Source organism: Nonomuraea rosea, from assembly GCF_039539705.1.
GTDB lineage: Bacteria > Actinomycetota > Actinomycetes > Streptosporangiales > Streptosporangiaceae > Nonomuraea > Nonomuraea rosea.
In genome coordinates this window covers 240,658-265,279 of record NZ_BAABDQ010000011.1, presented here as the reverse complement: position 1 = coordinate 265,279, position 24,622 = coordinate 240,658, and the positions used below count along the sequence as shown (strand labels likewise).

General features: G+C 69.9%; 27 protein-coding genes. 12 read left to right on the top strand and 15 right to left on the bottom strand.

Annotated elements, in window-relative coordinates:
- Nucleotides 1-82: 82 nt before the first annotated feature.
- Nucleotides 83-727 (bottom strand): B3/B4 domain-containing protein, encoded by a 645-nt coding sequence (locus ABEA43_RS26325; protein WP_345565792.1) that lies wholly within the window; start codon nt 725-727, stop codon nt 83-85.
- Nucleotides 728-800: 73 nt separating this feature from the next.
- Here ABEA43_RS26325 and ABEA43_RS26320 point away from each other — a divergent pair, with 73 nt between their 5' ends.
- On the top strand, nt 801-1,367 hold the full coding sequence (locus ABEA43_RS26320; protein ID WP_345565790.1) for a winged helix-turn-helix domain-containing protein: 567 nt from the start codon (nt 801-803) through the stop codon (nt 1,365-1,367).
- The gene (locus ABEA43_RS26315; RefSeq protein WP_345565788.1) at nt 1,364-2,647 is read left to right on the top strand and encodes an MFS transporter; all 1,284 of its coding nucleotides are present in this window, start codon (nt 1,364-1,366) and stop codon (nt 2,645-2,647) included. The genes ABEA43_RS26320 and ABEA43_RS26315 overlap by 4 nt, the downstream gene beginning before the upstream one ends.
- Here ABEA43_RS26315 and ABEA43_RS26310 read toward each other — a convergent pair.
- Entirely contained in the window at nt 2,595-3,440 is an 846-nt protein-coding gene (locus tag ABEA43_RS26310) for a glutathione S-transferase family protein (protein WP_345565785.1), read from the bottom strand. The genes ABEA43_RS26315 and ABEA43_RS26310 overlap by 53 nt on opposite strands.
- Nucleotides 3,441-3,494: 54 nt before the next feature.
- Here ABEA43_RS26310 and ABEA43_RS26305 point away from each other — a divergent pair, with 54 nt between their 5' ends.
- Nucleotides 3,495-4,559: an MBL fold metallo-hydrolase gene (locus tag ABEA43_RS26305; protein WP_345565783.1), complete on the top strand. Its 1,065-nt coding sequence runs from the start codon at nt 3,495-3,497 to the stop codon at nt 4,557-4,559.
- A gap of 55 nt (nt 4,560-4,614) precedes the next feature.
- Nucleotides 4,615-5,487, top strand: a complete 873-nt coding sequence (locus ABEA43_RS26300; RefSeq protein ID WP_345565781.1) for an SDR family oxidoreductase — start codon at nt 4,615-4,617, stop codon at nt 5,485-5,487.
- Here the strand turns inward: ABEA43_RS26300 and ABEA43_RS26295 are convergent.
- A complete protein-coding gene (locus ABEA43_RS26295; RefSeq protein ID WP_345565779.1) occupies nt 5,484-6,968 on the bottom strand; it encodes an alpha/beta fold hydrolase in 1,485 nt (494 codons plus the stop codon). The genes ABEA43_RS26300 and ABEA43_RS26295 overlap by 4 nt on opposite strands.
- Nucleotides 6,969-7,114: 146 nt before the next feature.
- On the opposite strand from ABEA43_RS26295, the gene ABEA43_RS26290 reads away from it, so the two are divergent.
- The 6 genes from ABEA43_RS26290 to ABEA43_RS26265 are packed head-to-tail and all read left to right on the top strand — an operon-like array spanning nt 7,115 to nt 14,024.
- Nucleotides 7,115-8,272, top strand: coding sequence for an ROK family transcriptional regulator (locus tag ABEA43_RS26290; protein WP_345565777.1), 1,158 nt, complete (start codon nt 7,115-7,117; stop codon nt 8,270-8,272).
- 22 nt (nt 8,273-8,294) lie between these two features.
- Entirely contained in the window at nt 8,295-9,779 is a 1,485-nt protein-coding gene (locus ABEA43_RS26285) for a sugar ABC transporter ATP-binding protein (RefSeq protein ID WP_345565775.1), read from the top strand.
- Nucleotides 9,779-10,801 (top strand): ABC transporter permease, encoded by a 1,023-nt coding sequence (locus ABEA43_RS26280; protein WP_345565773.1) that lies wholly within the window; start codon nt 9,779-9,781, stop codon nt 10,799-10,801. Before ABEA43_RS26285 ends, ABEA43_RS26280 begins: the two co-directional genes overlap by 1 nt.
- Complete coding sequence (locus ABEA43_RS26275; protein ID WP_345565771.1) at nt 10,798-11,853, top strand: substrate-binding domain-containing protein; 1,056 nt, start codon at nt 10,798-10,800, stop codon at nt 11,851-11,853. Before ABEA43_RS26280 ends, ABEA43_RS26275 begins: the two co-directional genes overlap by 4 nt.
- Before the next feature lie 11 nt (nt 11,854-11,864).
- A complete protein-coding gene (locus ABEA43_RS26270; RefSeq protein WP_345565769.1) occupies nt 11,865-13,016 on the top strand; it encodes a Gfo/Idh/MocA family protein in 1,152 nt (383 codons plus the stop codon).
- Complete coding sequence (locus ABEA43_RS26265) at nt 13,017-14,024, top strand: sugar phosphate isomerase/epimerase family protein (protein ID WP_345565921.1); 1,008 nt, start codon at nt 13,017-13,019, stop codon at nt 14,022-14,024.
- Between the two features lie 7 nt (nt 14,025-14,031).
- Here the strand turns inward: ABEA43_RS26265 and ABEA43_RS26260 are convergent, their stop codons facing one another.
- The 6 genes from ABEA43_RS26260 to ABEA43_RS26235 form a co-directional block, all read right to left on the bottom strand.
- Nucleotides 14,032-14,568: a GNAT family N-acetyltransferase gene (locus tag ABEA43_RS26260; RefSeq protein ID WP_345565767.1), complete on the bottom strand. Its 537-nt coding sequence runs from the start codon at nt 14,566-14,568 to the stop codon at nt 14,032-14,034.
- Between the two features lie 146 nt (nt 14,569-14,714).
- Nucleotides 14,715-15,515, bottom strand: a complete 801-nt coding sequence (locus ABEA43_RS26255) for a phytanoyl-CoA dioxygenase family protein (protein WP_345565766.1) — start codon at nt 15,513-15,515, stop codon at nt 14,715-14,717.
- 58 nt (nt 15,516-15,573) lie between these two features.
- Nucleotides 15,574-15,999: a hypothetical protein gene (locus tag ABEA43_RS26250; protein WP_345565765.1), complete on the bottom strand. Its 426-nt coding sequence runs from the start codon at nt 15,997-15,999 to the stop codon at nt 15,574-15,576.
- A gap of 126 nt (nt 16,000-16,125) precedes the next feature.
- Nucleotides 16,126-17,214 (bottom strand): Zn-dependent alcohol dehydrogenase, encoded by a 1,089-nt coding sequence (locus ABEA43_RS26245; protein WP_345565763.1) that lies wholly within the window; start codon nt 17,212-17,214, stop codon nt 16,126-16,128.
- A gap of 33 nt (nt 17,215-17,247) precedes the next feature.
- Nucleotides 17,248-17,439, bottom strand: coding sequence for a ferredoxin (locus ABEA43_RS26240; protein WP_345565762.1), 192 nt, complete (start codon nt 17,437-17,439; stop codon nt 17,248-17,250).
- The gene (locus tag ABEA43_RS26235) at nt 17,436-17,888 is read right to left on the bottom strand and encodes a pyridoxamine 5'-phosphate oxidase family protein (protein WP_345565760.1); all 453 of its coding nucleotides are present in this window, start codon (nt 17,886-17,888) and stop codon (nt 17,436-17,438) included. Before ABEA43_RS26235 ends, ABEA43_RS26240 begins: the two co-directional genes overlap by 4 nt.
- 86 nt (nt 17,889-17,974) lie before the next feature.
- On the opposite strand from ABEA43_RS26235, the gene ABEA43_RS26230 reads away from it, so the two are divergent.
- A complete protein-coding gene (locus tag ABEA43_RS26230; protein ID WP_345565919.1) occupies nt 17,975-18,604 on the top strand; it encodes a class I SAM-dependent methyltransferase in 630 nt (209 codons plus the stop codon).
- 7 nt (nt 18,605-18,611) lie between these two features.
- Here the strand turns inward: ABEA43_RS26230 and ABEA43_RS26225 are convergent, their stop codons facing one another.
- From ABEA43_RS26225 to ABEA43_RS26210, 4 genes are all read right to left on the bottom strand, one after another.
- Nucleotides 18,612-19,607 (bottom strand): DUF1702 family protein, encoded by a 996-nt coding sequence (locus tag ABEA43_RS26225; RefSeq protein WP_345565917.1) that lies wholly within the window; start codon nt 19,605-19,607, stop codon nt 18,612-18,614.
- Nucleotides 19,608-19,734: 127 nt separating this feature from the next.
- The gene (locus tag ABEA43_RS26220) at nt 19,735-20,790 is read right to left on the bottom strand and encodes a prenyltransferase (RefSeq protein ID WP_345565758.1); all 1,056 of its coding nucleotides are present in this window, start codon (nt 20,788-20,790) and stop codon (nt 19,735-19,737) included.
- Nucleotides 20,787-21,497, bottom strand: coding sequence for a class I SAM-dependent methyltransferase (locus ABEA43_RS26215; protein WP_345565756.1), 711 nt, complete (start codon nt 21,495-21,497; stop codon nt 20,787-20,789). The genes ABEA43_RS26220 and ABEA43_RS26215 overlap by 4 nt, the downstream gene beginning before the upstream one ends.
- A gap of 20 nt (nt 21,498-21,517) precedes the next feature.
- The gene (locus ABEA43_RS26210) at nt 21,518-22,765 is read right to left on the bottom strand and encodes a glycosyltransferase family 4 protein (protein ID WP_345565754.1); all 1,248 of its coding nucleotides are present in this window, start codon (nt 22,763-22,765) and stop codon (nt 21,518-21,520) included.
- Nucleotides 22,766-23,047: 282 nt separating this feature from the next.
- On the opposite strand from ABEA43_RS26210, the gene ABEA43_RS26205 reads away from it, so the two are divergent.
- Entirely contained in the window at nt 23,048-24,076 is a 1,029-nt protein-coding gene (locus ABEA43_RS26205; protein ID WP_345565752.1) for a GDP-mannose 4,6-dehydratase, read from the top strand.
- A gap of 205 nt (nt 24,077-24,281) precedes the next feature.
- Here the strand turns inward: ABEA43_RS26205 and ABEA43_RS68215 are convergent, their stop codons facing one another.
- Both ABEA43_RS68215 and ABEA43_RS26195 read right to left on the bottom strand, forming a co-directional pair.
- Nucleotides 24,282-24,413 carry an AraC family transcriptional regulator gene (locus tag ABEA43_RS68215; protein ID WP_425570372.1) on the bottom strand — a complete coding sequence of 44 codons (132 nt, stop codon included), beginning with the start codon at nt 24,411-24,413 and terminating at the stop codon, nt 24,282-24,284.
- Between the two features lie 17 nt (nt 24,414-24,430).
- Entirely contained in the window at nt 24,431-24,592 is a 162-nt protein-coding gene (locus ABEA43_RS26195; protein ID WP_345565750.1) for a hypothetical protein, read from the bottom strand.
- Between the last annotated feature and the right edge of the window lie 30 nt (nt 24,593-24,622).

The following is a 24,622-nucleotide window of genomic DNA, read 5'->3' as shown; positions in this document are numbered from 1 at the left end:
GCGCAAAGAGGTCACGTCTGCCTAGTCAATCCGGGTGGTGCAGCAATTATTACTCTTTGGTATCAACAGCTCCACAAGAGGTTTATTTCCCACTGGACAGCAACCTGCTTGCGATCCGCACCTCAGGGGACAACTCGGACAGCAGGTTCGCCAGCTCCTCGCCGGCCTCCTTCAGCTCCTCCAGCGACATCGGCTCCAGCCGCTCGAGAAGGAAGATCGCGTTCGTCGTCTCCTCGGTGAGCCGCGTGCGGACCACCTGACGCCAGTTCCATCTGCGGCACGTGACGCCGGTGTCGTCGCGCCAGATCACCTCGCCGGGCTCGGGCTGCCCGAGCGCCTCCTCCGACGCCTCGTCCCCGGCCGCCCTGATCAGGCGCGCGGTGCCGGCGTAGTGGTCGAGGTCCTCGCCGCCGATCGGCAGCGCGTGCTTCACGCTGATCGAGTTGTACGCGTCCACGACCTGGTTGATCTCCGGCAGCGGCATCCTGCGGGTGAGTGCGTCGACCGAGGGCCTGGTCCGCTGCGGCTTGGCCCCGAACGCCCGGTAGGCCTCCTTCCAGGCGTCGATCTTGCCGGCCTGCACCTCCAGGTCGGAGGCCGCCGCCAGCCACGCGCGGGAGCGGTCGTCGGTGGGCCCGTTGCGCAGGCCGTGCGCGGTCATGATCAGCACCGCGAAGTCGGGGCGCAGCGCGAAGACGGAGTCGTCCACCCAGATGTCGTCAAGCATCCGCCCAGTGTATGAGCGGAGCAATCACAAAATTCCCTTTGCAAAATTGTCTTTGCGGTCTATCGTCGGCTGTGTGGAGTACAGCTACAAGATCAGTGACCCGCAGGTGCTCAAAGTGGTCGCCCACCCGCTGCGGGTCCGGCTGCTCGGCCTGCTGCGGACCGACGGCCCGGCCACGGCCAGCGAGCTGGGCCGCAGAGTGGGCGAGAGCTCCGGCTCGACCAGCTATCACCTGCGCGAGCTGTTCAAGTACGGGTTCATCGAGGAGGACGACGAGCGGCGCGACGGCCGCGAGCGCCGCTGGCGGGCCCGCCACCGCTACACCTCGTGGAACAGCCGCGAGCTGTCGGACACGCCCGAGGGCCGCGAGGCGGTCAAGATCATGCGGCTGCGGCAGGCCGAGGTGGTCCGGCGGGTGGTCGAGGAGTTCGACGAGTCCGCGTGGTCCCCGGAGTGGGTGGAGGTGGCGGGCGTGAGCGACCACTTCCTCCAGCTGCCGCCGGCCGCGGTGGGCGAGTTCATGACGCGTACCGAGGAGATCCTGCGCGAGCTCGCCGAGCGCTACGCGGGGGCTCCCGACGCCCCGCATGTCCAGATATTCGTGGGGGGCTTCCCCCGGGCACGGACGGAGGAGCCGTGACCGCGCGTTCCGCATTACGGCGCTACATGCTCGTCAATTTCCTGACCTGGCTGCCCATCGGGCTGATGATGGCCGGGATGGTCCTGCTGATGACCGAGCGGGGGCTGAGCCTGGCCCAGGTGGGGCTGACGGTGACCGTGTTCTCGGTCGTGACCGTGAGCCTGGAGCTGCCCACGGGCGGGCTGGCCGACGTCGTGGGGCGGCGCGTGGTGCTGGCCGCCTCGGCCGCGTTCACGGTGGCGGGGCTGACGCTGATGAGCGTGTCCACCACGTTCTGGATGTTCCTGGCGAGCGGGGTGCTGAAGGGTGTGGCCAGGGCGCTGTCCAGCGGCCCCGCCACCTCCTGGTACGTCGACACGCTGCACGGGATCGAAGGCCACGAGGCGGACCTCAGGCCGGGCCTGGCCAGGGGCGGCGCGATGGAGTCCGTGGCCCTGTGCGTCGGCGTGCTGGCGGGCGGCGGCGTGCCGCTCCTGGTGCCGCCCGCGCTGATGCTCCCGCTGGCCGCGCCGCCCCTGCTGGGCGCGGTGGCGGCGGCCGTGCTGCTGGTCGTGGTGGTGTTCGCGCTGCCCGAGCCGGCGCACGCGCGCCGCTCGCTGGCGAGTGTGCTGCGCGAGGTGCCCGCCACGGTGGCCGCCGGCGTCCGGGTGGCCGCGGGCGGCGCGTTGCTGCGCAGGCTCATGCTCGCCGCCGCCGCGTCGGGCGTGGTGCTGATGATCATCGAGCTCCTCACGCCGGGCCGCCTCGCCGAGCTGGCGGGCACGCCCGAGCGCGGGAGTCTCGCCTACGCCGTGGTCGCGGCGCTCGGGTTCGCGGGCAGCGCGACCGGCAGCGCGCTCGCGCCCCGCGCGGCGCGGCTGGCGGGCGGCTCGGCCAGGGGCGCGATCGCGGGCACCGCGCTGGCCGCGCTCTCCGTCGGGGCCCTGGCCGTGACGGCCGGTCTGGGCGGCCTGCCCGGGCTGGTGAGCGCCGGGCTGGCCTACATCGTGCTCTTCGTCGGCATCGCGGTGATGGCCGTGCTGTGCCTGGAGATGACCCACAATGCGGTCACCGCCGCCGAGCGCACCACCGTCACCTCGACGAGCTCGCTGTCCCAGCAGTCCGGCGGGATCGCGGCGAACCTGACGATCGCCACCCTGGCCGCCCAGGCGGGCCTCGCCGCCGCCTGGGGCGCCACCGCCGTGGTGCTGCTGTCGTCGGCCCTGCTGTTTCTGCGGATGCCCGCGTCTACACGCTCCAGTCCAGCTCAGGCCCGACCGGCACGAGCCGGCTCGGGTTGATGTTGGTCTGGGTGATGTAGTAATGACGCTTGATCTGGTCGAAGTCGGTGGTTTCGCGGAAGGCCGGGATGGCGTACAACCTGCGTGCGTACGCCCACAGGGCCGGATAGTCGCTCAGCCGCCTGATCGAGCACTTGAAGTGCGCGTAGTAGACGGCGTCGAACCTGGCCAGGGTCGTGTAGAGGCGCACGTCGCTGTCGGTGAGCGTGTCGAAGAGGAAGCCGGACTCCGCCAGGCGCACCTCCAGGAAGTCGAGGGTGGAGAAGACGCGCGCCACCGCCTCCTCGTACGCCTGCTGGTCGTGGGCGAAGCCCGCCTCGTAGACCGCGTTGTTGAGGCCGTGGTAGAGGCGGTCGTTCATGATGTCGATGTCGGGGCGCAGCCGCTCGGGATAGAGGTTCGGCGAGCTGCCCCATGACGTTTCGAGGTCGAGGGTGATCTGGGGGAAGTCGTTGGTGACGATCCGCTTGTCCTTGGTGTCCCAGATGCACGGGACGGTGTAGCGGCCCACATAGCCAGGATCGGTCGCGTGGTAGAGCTCGGACAGGTACTCCGGTTCGCCGCCCGGGACCCGCCAGCCCTTCTCGTCGCGGATGGGATCGACGATCGTGACGTCCAGCAGGTCTTCCAGGCGGAGCAGCGCACGGACGATCAGCACGCGCTGCGCCCACGGGCAGGCGTAGGAGGCGTAGAGCCGGTAGCGACCGGGCTCGGGAGGACCGAGCCGGTCCGTGAAGCGGTTGGGCTGCCGGACGAAGCGGCCATCGTCGGTGATCTCGCGGCTCAGCTTCATGCCCCTAGTAGAACATGATTCGGATCAGAATTTAATTCTGGCACAATCTGGGGCATGGCGAAGTTCGTGGTGACCCCGGCAAACGAGACACAGCGGGAGGCGTGGATCGGTAAGACGATCCCCGAAGTCGAGCGGGTACGCCCGGGGCTATGGTCCATCCCGGTGCCGATCCCGATCAACCCCCTCCGATACGTGCTGGTCTACGCACTCGAACTCCCCGACGGCGTCGCGATCATCGACGCCGGCTGGAACACCGACGAGGCCTACGACGCGCTCGCCGCCGGGCTCGGCGTGGCCGGCTACGCGATCACCGACGTCAAGGGCATATTGGTCACGCACATCCACCCCGACCACTACGGGCTGGCCGGCCGCATCAGGGAGGCCTCCGGCGCCTGGATCGCGCTGCACCCGGCCGACGCCCGCCTGGTCCGCGACCGCTACGACGACGCCGCCATCGACTCCCTGGTCGAACGCGAGCGCGCGCTGCTCGTCCGCTGCGGCGTGCCGGCGATGACGCTGGACGAGCTGGCCGGCGCGTCGATGATGATCAGGCACATGGTCTCGATGGCCAAGCCCGACCGGCTGGTCGAGGACGGCGACGACCTCGGGCTGCCCGGCTGGGACCTGCGGGCGCTCTGGACCCCCGGCCACTCGCCCGGCCACCTCTGCTTCGTCTCGCCCGGCCGCCGCCTGCTGTTCTCCGGCGACCACGTGCTGGCGAAGATCACGCCCATCGTGGCCGTGCATCCCCAGTCGGGGCCGAACCCGCTGGCCGACTACCTCGACTCGCTGGCCGCCGTGCGCAAGCTGGACGTCGAGGAGGTGCTGCCCGCGCACGAATACCGGTTCCTGGAGCTGGCCGAGCGGGTGGACTACGTGCTGGCGCACCATGACGAGCGCCTGGCCGAGATCGAGCAGGTCGTCGGCGCGCGCGACGGCGTGGCCTGCTGGGACGTGGCGACCCGGCTGACGTGGTCGCGGCCGTGGGAGACGATCCCGCCGTACATGCGGCGCTCGGCCAACAACGAGACACTGGCCCATCTGGCGTGGCTGGAGGCCAAGGGGCGGGTACGCCGGGTGGCGGGGGAGCCGGACCTGTGGTTCCCGGCCGCCGGGTGACCCGGCGGGTTATCGTACTCGTACTAGAATGTTGTTCTCCTGCGTGGGAGGTTCGATGCTTCGGTTCGATGACAGGGTCGCGATCATCACGGGGGCCGGGCACGGCCTCGGCAGATCGCACGCGCTCCTGCTGGCTGAGCGGGGAGCCAAGGTCGTCGTCAACGACCTCGGCGGCGCGCTCGACGGCACCGGCGCCTCCGCGGGGCCCGCCGCCGAGGTGGCCGACCTCATCGTGAAGAACGGCGGCCAGGCCGTCGCCAGCACCGACAACGTCGCCACGCCCGAGGGCGCCAGGGCCATCGTGCAGGCGGCGGCCGACGCGTTCGGCAGGGTCGACATCGTCGTCAACAACGCGGGCATCCTGCGCGACAAGTCGCTCGGGAAGATGACGGCCGAGGACTTCGACGGGGTGCTGGCCGTGCACGTGCGCGGCTCGTACCTGGTCAGCCAGGCCGCCTACCCGCTGATGAAGGAGGCGGGCTACGGCCGCATCGTCAACACCTCCAGCCCTGCGGGCCTGTTCGGCAACTTCGGCCAGGCGAACTACTCCACCGCCAAGATGGGCCTGGTCGGCCTGACCAAGACGCTCGGCATCGAGGGCGCGCGCAACGGCATCAAGGCCAACGCCATCGCGCCCATCGCCTGGACCCGGATGACGGAGGCGCTGCTGCCGGCCGAGTTCGAGGCCAAGTTCACGCCCGAGCGGGTCAGCGCGCTGGTGGCCTACCTCGTGCACGAGTCGTGCGAGTCGAGCGGCGAGGTGTTCACCGTCGGCGGCGGGCGGGTCGCGCGCGTGTTCGTGGCCGAGGGGCCAGGCTGGAAGGACGACGACCTCACGCCGGAGTCCATCGCCGGCAACTGGGAGTCGATCATGGCCGAGCAGCCCTACGTCCTCACGGCCGCCGACTCGATGAAGGCGATGCTCTAGCGCTTGCCGGTCCCCGCCGCCCGGCACTTCACGTCGGCGGTGGGGACCTCCCCGTCGAGCAGGTACGCCTCCACCGCCTCGTTGACGCAGAGCACGCCGGTCCGGTACGCGGTGTGCCCGTCACCGTGCAGCGTCACCAGCACCGAGCCGGAGAGCGTGGACCTGACCTCTTTCACGACCTCATAGGGGACGACGGGATCGCCGTCGGTCCCGACCACCATGATCGGCGAGAGCTGCCGGGGCGGATCGGTCAGCCAGGCCGTCCCCTTGACCGTGTCCCAGCCCTGGCACATCAGTGCGCTCCAGGCCGACCACGCGCCGGAGATCGGCGCACGTTCTCGCGCGATCTTCGCCTGCTCCTCGATGAACCCCGGCCGCGGCCGCGTCGAGGTGTCGGCGCAGCTGATCGCGGTGAAGGCGTCCCTGGAGAAGCCCTGGGACTCCTGGAAGTCCATGGCCGCGTCGTAGAGCGGCCGGCCGTCGCCCTCGAACGCCGCGGCCAGCGCGCGGCGGAGCCGCGGCCAGTCATCCGTCGTGCGCAGCAACTCGTTCAGGCCTTCGACCGCGAGGGCGTCGGTGAGCTTGTGCCCGGAGACGGGCAGCGGGCGCCGGTCGAGTCTCTCCACGAACGTCTGGATCTTCGTGAGCCCCGTACGCACCTTGCGGCCGAGGGGGCAGCCGCGGCGCTTGACGCAGTCGGCGGCGAACACCCGGATGGGCTCGTCGGAGACGATGGCGGGATGCTCGATGAGCGGGCCGCCGCCGGGGTCCGCGGACGGGGCGTCCAGGACCATGCGCCGGACCTTGCCGGGGTGGAGCTTGGCGTAGGCGGCGCCGAGACCGCCGCCGTAGGAGTAGCCGAAGAAGGTGAGCTCCGGCTCTTCGAGTGCTGACCGGAGGATGTCCAGGTCGCGGGCGGTCGCATCGGTGGTGAGGTGCGGCAGGAGCCACCCGGCCTGTCGCTTGCACGCCGCCGCGTAGTCGTCACTGGCCTTGACCAGGATCTCCAGCTCGCGCGCCGTGTCCGGCGTCTGGTCTATGGCGAGATAGGGCAGGGGCTCCCCACCGGGGCGGCAGTTGAGGGGAGAGCTCTTGCCGACGCCGCGCGGGTCGAAGGCGACGATGTCGTAGCGTGCGCGCAGCGCGATGAAGAGCTCGGGGTCGGCGAGGAGGCTGTCGATGCCGGAGACGCCAGGACCGCCGTAGTTCACCACGAGTGAGCCGATCCGCTGGTCCGGGTGGCGGGCGGGGAGCCGGGCCAGCGCCAGCTCGATCGGACGATCCTCCGGCGCGGCGTGGTCGAGCGGGACCTTGATGGCGGCGCACTCGGCGTCGTGGTCGCCGGGGCATCGCTCCCTGACGGGACGCTGGGCGCGCAGGGCTTCGTCGGTCTGGGTGGTGAGCACGGTGCCGCCCCACCAATAGACGAGCACGGCGCCGATCGCGGCCAGAAGGGCCAGGCCGGAGAAACGACGAAACACGCCTGGCTCCAAGGGGTCCCGATAAGCGCCGAAATGTCGGGAAATTCAAGCACAAACCCGGCTTTGTTCGATCTTCGGCGGAAGTTGGGGGAGTTTGGTCGATTCTCACTCTTGATTTGCCGCATCGGTGATCTTATTGTCTCGGCATGACCCCCCAGCCGGGCTCCGCCGGTGATGTGCTGACTTTGATCAGTGCAGGCTCGGCGACGACCCGTTCCGATCTCGCGAGGCTCACGGGCCTGGCCAGGTCCACGATCTCCCAGCGCGTGGACGCGCTGATCGAGCGCGGCCTGGTCGAGGAGACCGAGAGCGGCGAGTCCACCGGCGGCCGGCCGCCGCGCCAGCTGCGCCTGCACACCGAGGACCACGCCTTCGCGGGCGTCGATCTGGGCGCCACGCACTGCCGTGTCGCGCTGATGGACATCTCGGGCAACGTGCTGGCCGAGTGCGAGGACTCGCTGCTCATCGGCGAGGGCCCGGAAAAGGTGCTGGCCCACGTCGACCAGCGGCTCGACCGGCTGCTCGGCCAGGTGGGACGGCCCAGGACGGCGCTGCGCGCGATGGGGATCGGGGTGCCGGGGCCGGTCGAGTTCGCCACGGGCCGGCCGAACAACCCGCCGATCATGCCCGGCTGGAACGACTACCCGATCCCCGAATACTTCGGCGGCGTGGCCGTGCTCGTCGACAACGACGTCAACGTGATGGCGCTCGGCGAGCACCGCAACTCCTTCCCCGGCATCAACCACCTGCTGTTCGTCAAGGTCGGCACCGGGATCGGCTGCGGGATCATGGCCGAGGGCAAGCTGCACAGGGGCGCGCAGGGCTCGGCGGGCGACATCGGGCACATCCGGGTCAGCGGCCACGAGGACGCCGGCTGCCGGTGCGGCAACAGCGCCTGCCTGGAGGCCGTGGCCGGCGGGGCCGCGATCGCGCGCAGGCTGACCGAGCTGGGTCTCGCGGCCGAGTCGGGAGCCGACGTCGTGGCGCTCGTACAGGCGGGCAACACGCAGGCGCTGCGGCTGGTCAGGGAGGCGGGCCGGCTGATCGGCGAGGTGCTGGCCAGCCTGGTCAACTTCTTCAACCCCGAGGTCATCGTCATCGGCGGCGCCCTGTCGCGGGTGCACGAGCACCTGCTCGCCGGCATCAGGGAGACCGTCTACCGCAGGTCGCTCCCGCTGGCCACGCATCACCTGTCGATCACGCCGAGCCGTACGGGCATCAACGCCGCCGCGCTCGGCTCGGGCAACCTCGCCATCGAGCACTACCTGTCACCGGACAACATCAACCGCATCGTCAACGCCTGAAGAACGCCTGGAAGGAAGCCCGATGCTGGTCATGAAGGGCATCGTCAAGCAGTTCCCCGGCGTGCGCGCGCTGGACGGGGTGGACCTGGACGTACGGGCCGGCGAGGTGCACTGCCTGCTCGGCCAGAACGGCGCGGGGAAGTCCACCCTGATCAAAGTGCTGGCCGGGGTGCACCAGCCGGACGAGGGCACGATCCTGTTCAACGAGGCGGAGGTGCGCCCAAGCAGCCCGATCGACGCCATCAAGCTCGGCTTCGCCACCATCTACCAGGAGCTGGACCTGGTGGAGGGGCTCAGCGTGGCCGAGAACATCTTCCTCGGCCACGAGCACGCCCGCTTCGGCTTCGTGAACAGGGTCGCCGCCAGGCGCGCCGCCCGCGAGGTGCTCGAACGGCTCGGCCATCCGGAGATCCGCCCGTCCACCGAGGTCGGACGGCTGTCACCGGCGGCCAAGCAGGTGGTCTCGATGGCACGCGCGCTCTCGCACGACGCCCGCCTGATCATCATGGACGAGCCGTCGGCCGCGCTCGCCCACGACGAGGTCGCGAACCTCTTCCGCATCATCAGGGAGCTGACCGCCCAGGGCGTGGCCGTCGTCTACATCTCGCACCGCCTGGAGGAGATCCGCGAGATCGGCGACCGGGTCACCGTGCTCAAGGACGGCCGCACGGTCGCCGTCGGACTGTCCGCGCGCGACACGCCCACCACGCAGATCGTCTCGCTCATGACCGGCAGGAACGTCGAGTACGTCTTCCCGCCCAGAGCCGAGCGCGCGCCGGGCGAGACCGTACTCGAAGTCGAGGGCCTGAGCTCGCCCGGCGTCTTCGCCGACGTGTCGTTCTCCGTGCGGGCGGGCGAGATCGTCGGGCTGGCCGGGCTCGTCGGCTCGGGGCGTTCGGAGATCCTGGAGGCGGTGTACGGCGCACGTCCCGCCTCGGGCCGCGTCCTGCTCGCCGGCCGGCCCGTACGCCGGGGCGTCGTCGGCACGGTCCGGCACGGCATGGGCCTGGCCCCGGAGGAACGCAAGGCCCAGGCCCTGCTCCTCGACCAGAGCGTCACGGCGAACATCACCCTGGGCACCCTGCCGGGGTTCTCCAGGTTCGGCTGGATCGACCGTAAGCGGGAGCGGAGCGAGGCGAGCCGGCTGTCGCAAATGCTGGACATCCGGCCACCCGACACCGAACGCCCGATCCGCACGCTTTCGGGGGGCAACCAGCAGAAGGCCGTGCTCGCCCGCTGGCTGCTCGGCGGACGCAAGCTGCTCCTGCTCGACGAGCCCACCAGGGGCGTCGACGTGGGGGCCAGGGCCGAGCTCTACGCGGTGATCCGCGACCTGGCCGAACAGGGCATCGGCGTGCTGCTTGTCTCCAGCGAGGTGCCGGAGGTGCTCGGCCTGGCCGATCGCGTGCTGGTGCTGCGCGAAGGGACCGTCATCCACCAGGGCGGCGCGGCGGAGCTGGACGAGCACCGCGTACTCGACATGATCATGAATGGGAGGGCGGCGTAATGACCGAGCCCACAAGACACGCGGATCCGCCCGCGAAAGCGGCCGCCACCGGGCTGGCGTCGATGCGCAACCTCGGCTCCGGCTTCGGTGAGATGCGGCACCTCGGGCTGCTGGGAGCGCTCGCGTTGCTGATCGTCGTCGGCCTGGTCACCAGGCCGGAGAACTTCGCGACCGCCTCCAACCTGGTCAGCATCCTGTCCCTGGCCGCCACGATCGGCGTGATCACGGTCGGGGCCACGTTCGTGATCATCGGCGGCGGCATCGACCTGTCGGTGGGCGCGGTCATGGCGCTGGCCTCGGTCTGGGCGACGACGCTGGCCACGCAGTCGTACGGGCCGGTGGTGATGGCGGTCTGCGCCGTCCTCGTCGGCACAGGGGCCGGGCTGGTCAACGGGCTGCTGATCGCCTACGGGCGGCTGGTGCCGTTCATCGCCACGCTGGCCATGCTGGTCGCCGCCCGAGGGCTGGCGCAGCGCATGTCCGACCGCAAGACACAGATCATCCATCCCGAGAACGCCTCACTCGTGGACCTGTCGACCACACGTCTGCTCGGCATTCCGCTGCTGGTCTACATCTTCGCCCTGGTCGTGGTGCTGGGGTGGATCGTGCTCAATCGCACGACGTTCGGGCGGCGGACGTACGCGGTCGGGGGCAACCCCGAGGCGGCCAGGCTCGCCGGGATCGACGTGCGCAGGCACACCATGCTGCTCTACGCCCTGTCGGGGCTCTGCTGCGGCATCGCCGCCATCCTCATCATGGCCCGTACGACGACAGGCTCGTCCACCCATGGCGACCTGTACGAGCTCGACGCCATCGCCGCCGTGATCATCGGCGGCACGCTGCTCACCGGGGGCCGGGGCACGATCGTGGGCTCGATCCTGGGTCTGCTGATCTTCACGCTCATCACGAATCTGTTCATCCTCAACGGGCTCAACACCAGCGACCAGCTGATCGCCAAGGGCCTGATCATCGTCGTCGCCGTTCTTCTCCAGCGGCGGAACCTAAAGGAGAGAGCACCATGAGTGACAACGTCGCGCGCAGGGGATTCCTGGTCGGCGGTCTGGGTGGAGCGGCGCTCTTAGTGTCGGGCTGCACCAGCAACGAGCCGGCGGCGGCACCGAGCAGCGCAGCTCCCGCGCCCGCTCCGGCGGCCAGTGGCAACGACCAGCCGGGTACGAAGGTCGTGATCGGCTTCTCGGCGCCGGCCGCCGACCACGGCTGGATCGCGGCCATCGCCAAGAACGCGGAGGCTGCCGCGAAGCAGTACTCCGACGTCGAGTTCAAGCCCGTCGAGCCCACGAACGACATCAACCAGCAGATCTCCGCGGTCGAGTCGCTCATCGCGGCCAAGGTGAACGCGCTGGTGATCCTGCCGAACGATGGCCAGCAGCTCAACCAGGTCGCGCTGCAGGCGACCGCGGCGGGCATCCCGGTCATCAACCTTGACCGCGTTTTCCCCGACAAATTGGCCTATCGGACGTGGATCGGCGGCGACAACTACGGCATGGGCGTCGCGGCCGGGCACTTCATCGGCAAGCAGCTCAAGGACAAGGGCGTGACGAACCCCGTCATCGTCGAGATCCAGGGCATCGCCACGCTGCCGCTGACCCAGGACCGCAGCAAGGGGTTCGCGGACGCGCTGAAGACCTACAACTTCAGCGTCACGGCCAAGCAGGACGCCAAGTTCACCGTCGAGACGGGCAACCAGGTGGCCACGTCGCTCCTCCAGGCGCACAAGAAGATCGACGCGCTCTGGAACCACGACGACGACCAGGGCGTCGGCGTGCTGGCCGCGATCAAGGAGGCCAACCGCAACGAGTTCATCATGGTCGGCGGCGCCGGCTCGCTCAACGCGATGAAGGAGATCCAGTCGGGCACGTCGGTGCTGAAGGCCACGGTCACCTACAGCCCGACGATGGCCTCCTCGGCGATCAAGCTCGCTCGTCTGATAGCACAGGAGAAGCGCATGAGTGATCTGGTGGAGAACTCCGTTCCCCAGTCGATCACACTGGCGTCCGAGACCATTACCAAGGAGAACGTCGAGAAGTATCTGGCGCTCGGCTTCGAATCCTGATCGGGGGTTGCATGTCAGACAGAACGAGCATCGGCGTGGGCATGATCGGCTATGCCTTCATGGGCCGTGTCCACTCTCAGGCCTGGCGCAGCGTGGGGGCCTTCTTCGACCTCCCGCTGGCACCACGCATGGCGGTGCTGGCGGGCAGGTCGAAGGAGCGCACTGAGACGGCCGCCGCGCAGCTCGGCTGGGCCGACATAGAGACGGACTGGAGAGAGCTGGTCAAGCGCGACGACGTGCAGATCGTGGACATCTGCACGCCTGGCGACTCCCACGCCGAGATCGCCATCGCCGCGCTGCAGGCAGGCAAGCACGTGCTCTGCGAGAAACCGCTGGCCAACACCGTCGCCGAAGCCGAGGCGATGGTGGCGGCCGCGGCCGCGGCGCCGGGCAAGAGCATGGTGGCCTTCAACTACCGGCGGGTGCCCGCGGTCGCGCTCGCCCGCCGCTACGTCGAGGAGGGCCGGCTCGGCGAGATCAGGCACGTGCGGGCTCAATACCTGCAGGACTGGATCGTCGACCCGGAGTTCCCGCTCGTCTGGCGGCTGCAGAAGGACAAGGCGGGCGCGGGCGCGCTGGGCGACATCGGCTCGCACATCGTGGACGCGGCCGAGTTCATCACCGGGCAGCGGGTGGTGGGCGTCTCCGCGCTGACGGAGACGTTCATCAAGGAACGCCCGCTCGCGTCCGAGTCGGCCGGCCTGGGCGCGACCGGCACGTCCGAGAAGGGGCCGGTGACGGTGGACGACGCCGCGCTGTTCATCGGCCGGCTGTCCGGCGGCGCGGTGGCCTCGTTCGAGGCGACCAGGTTCGCCAGCGGGCGCAAGAACGCGATGCGCATCGAGATCAACGGCTCGCTCGGCAGCCTGTCGTTCGACTTCGAGTCCATGAACGAGCTGTGGCTCAGCCAGGGCGGCGGCGGTTTCGAGCGCATCCTGGTCACCGAGCCGGACCACCCGTACGTGGGCGCCTGGTGGCCGCCGGGACACGGGCTCGGCTACGAGCACACCTTCACCCACGAGGTGAAGGACTTCCTGGAGGCGATCGCCACCGGAGCGGACCCGACGCCGTCGTTCGCGGACGGCCTGCGGGTCCAGAAGGTGCTGGCGGCGGTCGAGCGGAGCGCGGCTGACGGCAGCCGCTACACGAGCGTGGAGGACTGACTGATGCGACCAGTCACGCTGTTCACCGGACAGTGGGCCGACCTGCCGTTCGAGGAGGTGTGCAGGCTGGCCGCCGAGTGGGGCTACGACGGCCTGGAGATCGCCTGCTCGGGCGACCACTTCGATGTGGCCCAGGCCGTGTCGGACCCCTCGTACGTGGAGCAGAAGCGCGCTCAGCTCGACAAGCACGGCCTGAAGGTCTGGACGATCTCCAACCATCTCGTGGGCCAGGCCGTCTGCGACCACCCGATCGACGAGCGCCACAAGGCCATCCTGCCCGCGCGCATCTGGGGCAACGGCGACCCGGAGTCGGTGCGCCAGGCCGCCGCCGAGGACCTGAAGAACACCGCCAGGGCGGCCAGGCTGCTGGGCGTCGACACGGTCGTGGGCTTCACCGGGTCGTCGATCTGGCACACGGTGGCCATGTTCCCGCCGGTGCCCGCCTCGATGGTGGAGGCCGGCTACCAGGACTTCGCGGACCGCTGGAACCCCATCCTCGACGTCTTCGACGAGGTCGGGGTCCGCTTCGCCCACGAGATCCACCCGAGCGAGATCGCCTACGACTACTACACGACCCAGCGGACGCTGGAGGCCATCGGCCACCGCGCGGCGTTCGGCCTGAACTGGGACCCCTCGCACATGGTCTGGCAGGACCTGGACCCGGTCGCGTTCATCCTGGACTTCAAGGACCGGATCTACCACGTGGACTGCAAGGACACGCGGATGCGCGTGGGGGACGGCCGCAAGGGCCGCATGTCCTCCCACCTGCCGTGGGCGGACATGCGCAGGGGCTGGGACTTCGTCTCGACCGGCCGCGGCGACGTGCCCTGGGAAGACTGCTTCAGGGCGCTCAACTCGATCGGGTACGACGGGCCCATCTCCATCGAGTGGGAGGACGCGGGCATGGACCGGCTGGACGGGGCGAGGGAGGCGCTGGCCTACATCCGCACACTCAACTCCATCACCCCGCCCACGACGGCCTTCGACGCCGCCTTCTCCACGACGTAGGGCGCCGTCACGTGGCGGTGCTCTCTAGCTCGATCGGGCGGGTGAGCCTGACTCCCTCCTCCCGATAGCCCAGGGCGGCGTAGAACCGTCTGGCGGTGATGTTGGCGGCGCCCGTCTCCAGGGTCAGGTGGCGCAGACCCTGGCGGCGGGCCCAGCCTTCGGCCGCGGCCATCAGCATCCGGCCGACACCACCGCGGACGACGCGCGGGTCGACGGCCAGCTCGCCGACGTAGGCGTCGGTCACGCCGGTGAAGTGCTGCTGCCGGTTGACCGAGACCACGCCGACGACGCGCGGGCCGCCGTCGGCGGCCCTCCCGTCGGCAGCGCTGTCTCCGGTGTTCGCGACGGCGACGAACACCGCTCCGTGCGGGTCCTGCGCGGCGGCGATGGAGTCGGTGAGCCAGCGGCGCGCCGCGTCCGTGGCCGCTCTGGCGTCGCGCCACGCCGCCACGCCTTCGGCGAGCCGGGGGGCCAGCGCCAGGACGGCCTGGCGGTCCTCATCGCGAACGGGCCGGATCCGGACAGGGGTCTGGTCCATGCTCATGAGGAGCAGCATGCCAAACCGGACCCCTCGGAAAAAACCCCTGGCGGGCCGCCCGTCCGGTGCCGGTGCGGCGGAGGTCAGGCGCGGGCCAGCGGGGTGTCAGCGGGTCAGGTACGGCGGCGCGAGCCAGTGGGGTGTCGGCGGGGTCAGAGGCGGGCGGCGCGGGCCAGTGGGGTGTCGGCGGCCGGGTCGAACGGGCTGGTCAGGAACAGCGGCATCTGGGCCATGAAACGCGGCTCCGTCCCGAGGTGCTCCTGCGCCGCGTGCACCAGGAAGGGATGCACGACGTAGACGTCCCCCGGCCGGCCCGTCACCAGCGCCTCCGGGCGGTCGGCGCCGATCCGCTCGAACCGGGTGCCGATGGCCATCGGGTCGAGCACCTGCCCATCCGGCACGGCGCCGCCCGCCGCCTGCGTGTCCCCGCCAGGGGGCTGGCTCTCGCCGGTCAGGGTCTGCGGGTCGGCCAGGGCGGCGGCCATGTCACGTTGCGAGCCGGCCCGGACCCGGGTCGGCGCGTCGTCCGGCCCGACGTCCGACAGCAGCACCAGCAGCAGCAGCGCGTGCGGCCGGGCGCTGACGCCCCACGTGCCGTCCGAGCGCGGCGTGGAGGCGTCGATGTGCCAGCCACGGTCGTCGGCCGGCGGGACGCGCGGGAAGCGCACCGGGATGTTGCCCAGGCTGTTGCGCGGCACCCACCCGCCGGGACCGGCCACGAGGTCGAGCGCCTCGCGCAGCCGGTCGCCGGCCATGATCTGCCCGAACGGGCCCTCACCGGTCAGGTCGGCCGTCCACACGACCGGCTGCGTCCATGACGACGGGTCCTGCGGGGACGGCGCGATGCGCCGCCACAGCAGCTCCCTGGCCGCGTCGCCCACCTCACGCGGCACCACCGCCTCGACCTTGGCGAATCCGTCGGCGATGAACTGGTCGACGTCGATCACATGCATATCTGGGACGCTAACAGCGCTGTCCAGCGGTTTTCAGCGGCAGCCGGGCCTCGCGGGACTACAGCCCGGGGAACATGTAGTCCCGCTCGATCCGGCCGTCGTCGCCGAGGATGAGCAGGTCGAGGCCACCGCCCTGGACCTCGTACCCTTCCACCGTCACCACCTCCCAGATCAGCTTGACGACGTTGTCCAGGCGGACGGCCGCGTCGGTGCGGGCCCTGAAGGTGATCGTGCCCGGCGCGACGAAGTCCTCGTACGACTTCGTCACCCGCGACTCGATGGCGTCGTGCCCCCGTGCCTCCAGCGTGCTGGAGGCGAAGCCCAGGCCGGCGGCGGCCTCGCGGATCTCCTGGGGCGGGTGCAGGATGTGGGCCGCGTCGTCCGCCCACAGGCTCTCGATGCTCTTGCGGCGCAGCTCAGGGTCCGGCTCGTTCCACATGGCGACGAAACGGGTGGCGAGGTCGTGGGCGTCGATGTTCGGCATGTGCGCTCCAAAGTCGGTTGAGGGTACGACTCTGGCCGCGGCCGGGGAACCGGACAATTCCCCGCAGGGAATGACAGGCGATCCTCCGCCGTGGTTCCGGAGGAGGATCGCCGCGCACTCGGATGGTCAGTCCATGAGGACGATCTGGCGGAGGACCTCGCCGCCGCGCAGAGCCGCCACCGCGTCGTTCAGGTCGCCGAGGCGGATGCGGGAGCTGATCATCGATTCGAGGTCCAGGTTGCCGGACTTGTGGAGCTTGGCGAAGTAGGGGAAGTCGTGGCGGACGTCGGCTTCGCCGTACAGGCTGGAGAGCAGGTTCTTGCCCTCGAACAGCAGGCTGAACGCCGAGATCGACACCATGTCGTCCATCGCGCCCGCGCCGACCACGATGACGTCGCCGCCCGCCCTGGTGAGCTGCCACGCGCTCTGGATCGTGGCCGACTTGCCGACCACCTCGAAGCCGTAGTCGAAGCCGCCGCCGCCGGTGAGCTCGGCCAGGGCCCCGGGGACGTCCTCGGGCGTGACCGCGTGGGTCGCGCCGACCTTCTTGGCCAGCTCGTGCTTGGACTCCAGCGGGTCGACCGCGAGGATCGTCCTGGCGCCGGAGACGCGGGCGCCCTGGATGACCGACAGGCCGACGCCGCCGCAGCCGATCACCACGACCGTCGAGCCAGGACGCACCTTCGCGGTGTTGATCGCGGCGCCCACGCCGGTCGTGATGCCGCAGCCGATCAGGGCCGCCGCCTCCCACGACACGTCATCGTCGATCTTGATCGCACCCTGCCACGGGACGATGATCTCCTCGGCCCAGGTGCCGCAGCCCGCCATCCCGAACGCCGTCGCCCCGTCGCCGCCGAACCGGAAGTTGCCCTTGGTGAAGGACTCGATCACGTACTTCATGCACAGGTACGGCTGCCCGCCGACACACAGGTCGCAGTTCTGGCAGGCCGGCCGCCAGCTGATCACCACGTGGTCGCCCGGTTTGACGGACGTGACATGCGCGCCCACCTCGACCACCTCGCCCGCCCCCTCGTGGCCGGGGACGAGGGGCACGGGTTGCGGCAGCACGCCGGACATGGCCGACAGGTCCGAATGGCAGACTCCTGTCGCTCTGATCCGTACGCGTACGTCCGTCTCCCCAACGGGGGTCAGTGTGACGTCGTCGCGGATGTCGAGCTTGTCGTTGCCTACGGCGTGCAAGATCGCGGCGCGCATGTGGGGTTCCTCCTCCAGCTCGTGCCTTTGAGGCTATTCCTCGAAGGAAAGGGCGGCTTTGGGACAGGACCGGACCGCGTGGCGGACGCGGTCCTGCATCTCGGGGGGCGGTTCGGGGAGCAGGATGTGGAGCTGGTCGTCGTCATCCAGCTCGAACACCTCGGGGGCGAGCCCCATGCACACGGCGTTGGCCTCGCAGACCAGCTCGTCTACCTTGACCTTCATGTCAGCCTCCGGTGATCCCATGAGACCACTTTGCTGCGCTCCACGACGTACGCAATGCGTTTGAGCCCGGTTTTTTCGACGTAGGGGAGCAGCAGCTCGTCCGGTACGCCCGGGGTCATCCGGCGCGCGACGGCCATGCCGATGGCCATGACCTGGTCGCGTTCGTCCACCCGCTGGGCCTTGCCGTACAGCAGGACGCCGCGCAGCTCGCCGTAGTCCTCACCGGCCTCGACCAGGCAGCTCACCCTGGGGTCGCGCTCCAGGTTGCGGGCCTTCTGCGCCTTGGCGTAGGTCCAGAAGGCGATCCGCCCCGCGTCCAGGCCGTAGAACATGGTCACCAGGTGCGGCGTGCCGTCCGCGTTGATCGTCGCCAGCTGCAGCTTGCGTGCGGCCTCCAGAAACGCCGTGACGTCCTCGTCCGACATCGCGATGCGAGCGCGCTGATTCACGTTGCCAAGTAGAACAGGTTACAGAAGACGGCTGCAAGGGCTCGCTGGAATGTTATTCGGTTCGGCTAGGGTGCATCCCTATGACGATGCCGTCCGAGCTGCGTTACGCAGCGAAGCACGCCAAGGGATTCATGCCGGCCGAGGAGGGCTTCGCCCTGTTCGAGACCGCCTGCCAGTACGGCAAGCTCGGGCCCATCTGCGAGATCGGCACCTACTGCGGGAAGTCCGCCGTCTACCTCGGCGCGGCCGCCAGGCAGGCGGGGTCCGTGGTGGTCACGGTGGATCACCACCGGGGCTCGGAGGAGATCCAGCCGGGGTGGGCGCATCACGATCCGTCGCTGGTGGACCCCAGGTTCGGGAAGATGGACTCGCTGCCGACGTTCAGGGCCACGATCGCGGCGGCGGGCCTGGAGGACGAGGTGATCGCGATCGTCGGGCGTTCCGAGCGGGTGGCCAGGCTCTGGAACACGCCGCTGGGGATGCTGTTCATCGACGGCGGCCACTCGGAGGAGCCGGTGACCCGCGACTACGAGGGCTGGGCGCCGCACGTCATGGACGGCGGCGCGCTGGTCTTCCACGACATCTATCCCGACCCCGCCCAGGGCGGGCAGGCGCCCTACCGGGTCTATCTGCGGGCGCTGGAGTCGGGGGCGTTCACGGAGGTGGCCGTGCACGGCTCGCTCCGCGTGCTGGAGCGGACCGCGCCCGGCATCTGAGATCGGGCTAGTGGCGGTCCCGGCGGGTCCAGGAGCGGCGGGTCTGTGACTGCCAGCTCTGGAAGTCCTCATGGGTGTGTGCCTCGTGCCCGAGCGCGATGAGCGCCCGGTCCGTCCACGAGGCCGCCTCTTCAGGCTCGGCCCCCGCCAGGATCGGCACGGCCTGCGCCGCGTGGTCGGGCAGCGCGCCGGAACGCAGCCTGGCGGCCACGGCGAACGCGCATCCCTGTGCCAGGTGGGCACGGAACCCGTCGGCCCCCGCGTGCTCGGTGAGCCACCACAGCTCCTCGATCTCGGCGCCGCCCGTGTAGGTGGCCGCGAACCCGACCCCGCTCCACAGGTCGGCCCGCCGCGCCGCCGGATATCCGCCGATCCGTGCGGAGACGTCGTCGGGGGAGGCGCAGTCGTGATACCAGAGCAGCCGTCCCAGCCCCTGGTCGAACACCGCGCAGTGGGCCCGCGTGAGCAGGTCGGGCATCGTGCGCTCGCCCACCATCCGGTCGGTCCTGGTCAGGCTCCACTGGAACCCGAACCCGTCCACCGCCAGCCACCGCAGCAGCGGATGCGCGCGCCGCGCGCCCCATACCGGGCGCAGCCGCAGCAGCGCGTACGCACGGCCCGCGCCGAGATAGGCGGCGTGCCGATGATGCTGGGCGGGGCCGGCCAGTAGCTCATGAAGGCGCCGGCCCCGTGTCAGCGTGAGCAGGTCGAGTACGGTGCAGGCAGCCGCCGCGCCCTCGTAACCGAAGGGGCGCTGCTCTTCCGAAATCTCCTCGACCTTCTCTACTTCCCTGGACATCACCGCGTTGAAGCCGAAGACATACGACTTTTCGGCATCGGTGAAAACTGTCCGAGAAGCTCCTTCTCTGAGCCGGAACCTCCGCCGGCTCAGATCGGACTCCTGCGGATCCTTGGCCAGGAACCTCCGCAGCCCCCTGGCCGGGGACAGTGTCGGCTCGGTCCTGACCTGATCCAAGAACGATGTTGTGCCCGTGTCGCCCACGCTTCCCCCGAAGACGCCTCGTACGGCCACTCACGAAACTAGTAACCCCATTGCGCCTTTCATCGGCGGCGCACCGGATTTCCCCGGCAAAGAACCCGCAAAAGCCCTTGTGCGGGCCCAAGTCGGGTCAGAGGCCCTCGGGCAGGCGCGATCCCGTACCGGCTGCGCATCCGCAGACCTCGGGATCGAACACGGACGTTCCCGCGATGTCGCGGAACAGCCCGGACCCGGGGGAGAGCTGCAGCAGCGCGTCGGCCGCCAGGATCACGGCGGCGGCGGTGTAGCCGGAGCGCTCGTGCGGGAAGTGCTTGCGGTTGGCGAACTGCCAGCCGGTCCAGTACGAGCCGTCCGCGTGCCGCAGCTGCTGCATGTCGGCGAACAGCGTCCGCGCCCGCTCCCTGTCGCCCAGCGCGTCGAGCGCCAGCACCAGCTCGCAGGTCTCCGCCCCGGTCACCCACGGTTGGTCGGAGACGCACCTGATGCCCAGCCCCGGCACCACGAACGTGGCCCACTCGCGTTCGAGCAGCTCGAACCCCTGCCGCCCGCGCACGGCGCCGCCGAGCACCGGGTAGTACCAGTCCATGGAGTAGCGGCTCTTGTCGGCGAACGCCTCGGGATGGGCGGCCAGCGCGTGCGCCAGCCGGTCGGCGGCCAGCTCCCAGTGCGGCTGCGGGTCACCGAGGTGGTCGGCGAGCAGCACGCCGCAGCGCAGCCCCTGGTGGATGGAGGAGCAGCCGGTCAGCAGTGCGTACGCCGAGGCCCTGCCCTGCGCGTCGCGTTCCCAGACGATCTCGCCCCGCTCGGTCTGGAGCCCCGCCACGTAGTCGAGCGCGGCCTTGACCATGGGCCAGCTCTGCTCGGTCCAGGCCCGGTCGCCGGTGACGAGGTGGTGGTGCCAGACGCCGGCCGCGATGTAGGCGGCGTGGTTGGTCTCGCCGCCGTGCTCGGCGGGGACGCCGTCCACCAGCTTCATCGGCCAGGAGCCGTCGGCGCGCTGGTGGCGGGCCAGCCATGCGTAGCCGCGCCGCACGGGCTCGGTCAGCCCCGCGACGGACATGGCCATCAGGCACTCGATGTGGTTCCAGGCGTCGACGTGTCCCTCCGGCCAGGGCACCCCGCCGTCGTCCTGCTGTATCGCCGCGATGCTCCCGGCCGTCCTGACGACCTCCTCGCGGGAGATCATGGCTTCCTGACGTAGAGGACCACGCTCTTGCCGATGATCGGGTTGAGCAGGGCTTCGGCGATCCTGGTCGCCGCGGGACGCTTCATGATGTCCCAGACCAGCAGCTCGTGATACGCCTTCGTGAGCGGGTGGTCGTCGTTGTTGACGCCGACCGCGCACTTGATCCACCAATAGGGCGCGTGCAGCCCGTGGGCGTGGTGGTGCGGGCCGATCTCGAAGCCGGTGGACTTCAGCTTGGCCGACAGCTCGGCCAGCGTGTAGATCCGCACGTGCCCGCCGGGAGCCGTGTGGTAGTCCTCGTCCAGCGCCCAGCAGACCCGCTCGGGCAGGAAGCTCGGCACGGTGATCGCGGCGGTGCCGCCCGGCTTGAGCACGCGGAAGAGCTCGCGCATGGCCGCCATGTCGTCGGGGATGTGCTCAAGCACCTCGGCCGCGATCACCCGGTCGAAGCTGCCGTCCTCGAACGGCATGTCCAGCGCCGTGCCCTGGACGGTCTCGCCGGTGGCGCCCGGAGGCACCTCGCCCGCCTTGTCCATCGCCACGAACATGGCCGCCACGCTGTCCAGCTCGGCCTGGTCCATGTCGAACGCGATCACGTCCGCCCCACGGCGCAGCGCCTCGAAGGCGTGCCTGCCGCCCCCGCAGCCCAGGTCGAGCAGGCGCACGCCGGGGCCGATGGGCAGCCGGGCGAAGTCCACGGTCAGCACTCGGTTCTCCTCCTGTTAGGTCAGGTGGTGCGGTGGGCCGCGATGGCCTCGTGGTAGGCCTCGACGGTCTTCCTGGCCACGACGTGCCAGGTGTAGCGCTCCATGACGCGGTCGTATCCGGCCTGTCCCACGCGCTCGCGCTCCTCGGGCGAGTCGTGCAGGCGGCGCAGCACCGCGGCCAGCTCCTCGGCGTCGCCCGGCGGCACCTGGACGGCCGCGTCCCCCACGACCTCGGGCAACGCGCCCGTACGGCTGGCCACCAGGGGCGTGGCGCAGGCCATGTGCTCGACGGCGGGGAGCGAGAAGCCCTCATAGAGCGAGGGCACGACGGAGATCTCCGAGGTGGCGATCAGCTCGCCGAGCTCGTCGTCGGAGATGCCGTGCACGAAGCGCACCCGCTCCTGGAGGGACAGCTCCTGGACGAGCTGCTCGGTCGGGCCCCCCGGTGTGGGCTTGCTGACGACGGTGAGGTGCACGTCGCGCTCGGTGGCCAGCTTGGCCACGGCGCGCAGCAGCGTCGAGACGCCCTTCATGGGCGAGTCGGCGCTGGCGACCGCCACGATCGAGCCCTTGCGCCGGGGTTTGTCCGGGCGCGGGTGGAAGTAGCGGGTGTCGACGCCGAGCGGGATCAGCCGCATGTTCGCCTGAGGAACGTTGAAGTCGCGGTGGATGTCGGCCAGCGAGGACTCGCTGACGGTCAGGATGGGGCTCAGCCGGGGCGCGACGCGCGCCTGCATCTTCACGAACCCGTACCACCTGCGCATGCTCAGCCGCTTGGTGCCCTTGGCGGCCTCCAGCTCGATGCGCCGGTCCACGCTGATCGGGTGGTGGATGGTGCCCACCACGGGGAACAGCTTCTGGATGCCGAGCAGGCCGTAGCCGAGGGTCTGGTTGTCCTGCACGACGTCGAAGTCGCCGAGCCGCTTCTTCAGCTCGCGGTGGGCCCGCAACGTGAACGTCAGCGGCTCGGGGAACCCGGCGGTCCACATGGTGCCGACTTCGAGCCAGTCGATCCAGTCGCGGTATTCGTGCAGCTTGGGCGTTCTGAAGGGGTCCTCGTCGCGGTAGAGGTCGAGGCTGGGCACCTCCCGGAGGATGACGCCCTCGTCCAGCTCCGGGTAGGGCTGGCCGGAGAACACCTCGACGTGGTGCCCGAGCGCGACCAGCTCGCGGCTCAGATGGCGGAGATAGACGCCCTGGCCACCGCAGGTGGGTTTGCTGCGGTAGGACAGCAGCGCGATCCGCAGCGTTCGCTCCCGCACGGACACCCCTTTCTTGCCGGTATGGCCCAGAGACGGGCGTGTACCGTGAAAGATGACCTTAGTCCGAGAAGGCTACCATTCGGTAGGTCACTGAGAATTGTTCACAACGGCCGTCTTAGGCCGTGCGAACTGCGACGTTGCTGTAACCGAGCGTGGTTCGGTGGAACGTGTTCTAGGTGGCCTGATGCTCTATGAGGCGCTTAGCTGTACATTCCCGTCCCAAAGGGACACGGCACGGTCGGGCCGCGTCCGGTGGGCCACCGCAGGTAGCGATAGTTGGAGGACCCCTTGGCCAGGCGCGCTCTGATCACCGGCATCACGGGCCAGGACGGTTCTTATCTGGCGGAGCATCTGCTGGCGCAGGGGTACGAGGTGTGGGGCCTGGCCAGGGGCCAGGCGAACCCGCGCGTGTCCCGGATGCGCAAGCTCCTCACGGACGTCCAGGTGGTGCGGGGCGACCTGCTCGACCAGGGGTCGCTGATCTCGGCGGTGGAGCGGGTGCAGCCGGACGAGGTCTACAACCTGGGCGCGATCTCGTTCGTGCCGATGTCGTGGGAGCAGGCGGAGCTCACGGCCGAGGTGACCGGGATGGGCGTCCTGCGGATGCTCGAAGCCATCCGGGTGTGCTCGGGCGTGTCGCGAGGGGTCCCGGTGGGTTCCGCCGGCCAGATCCGCTTTTATCAGGCTTCGTCGTCTGAGATGTTCGGGCAGGTCAGCGAGACGCCCCAGAACGAGCGCACCGCCTTCCACCCGCGCTCGCCGTACGGGGTGGCGAAGGCTTATGGGCACTTCCTGACGCAGAACTACCGGGAGTCGTACGGGATGTTCGCCGTGTCGGGGATCCTGTTCAACCACGAGTCGCCGCGGCGGGGGGCGGAGTTCGTCACCAGGAAGGTGTCGCTCGGGGTGGCGCGGATCAAGCTCGGGCAGGCCACGGAGCTGCGGCTGGGCAACCTGGAGGCCAGGCGGGACTGGGGCTTCGCTGGGGACTACGTCAAGGCGATGCAGCTGATGCTGCAGGCCGCCAATCCCGAGGACTACGTGATCGGGACCGGGCGGATGAAGTCGGTCAGGGAGCTGGTGGAGGCGGCGTTCGCGGCGGCGGGGCTGGACTGGGAGCGGTACGTGGTGACCGACCAGGCGTTGCACCGGCCGGCTGAGGTGGATCTGCTGTGTGCGGATCCTAAGAAGGCGCGGGTGCAACTGGGGTGGGAGCCGAAGGTGTCGTTCGACGAACTCGTCGCCCAGATGGTCGAATCCGACCTCCGGCTCCTGGCCAACGGCGGCGACCCGGACCAGGACAGCTCCTGGCCGTGATGGGTCTTGGCCGTTACGGGCCTTGGGCGACTGGTCTTGGGTCGCCGAAACCTCAACCCCCCATCCTGTACGCGCTGCCGTGGCTCGCCACCCGCCGCCGCTGGCGCGCGTCTGTCCAGGAAACGGCCGCTGACCGGTCAGTGGCGCGCCACCGTTACGGCGCGCAAGTTCACCAACTCCACGGAAACCGGCCCACCCCAAATGTTCAGCGGATCGCCCGGGTGCAGTGAATCGCGCGGCGGAACGACCCCGGGGTCGTTCCGAAGTAGCGGCTGAACCGGCGGATCAGATGGCTCTGGTCGGCGAAGCCCGTCGCGTCCGCGTCCGCGGCCGCGATCAGCGTGCACGCGGTCCTCAGGCGTAGCTGTCGCTCGGCGCCATGCCGCCCACTGTGGCGGTGAGCAGTTCCTCGCGCCGCAGGGCCGTTGCGTCGCCCAGGAGCGCCGTGTGCAGGCGTACATGGCCTCGATACGGCCGGTCGGGCGACCGCCCGTATCGGGACCAGTCATGCGTCATCCCTCCATCCCCTCGGATCGTATTGACAAA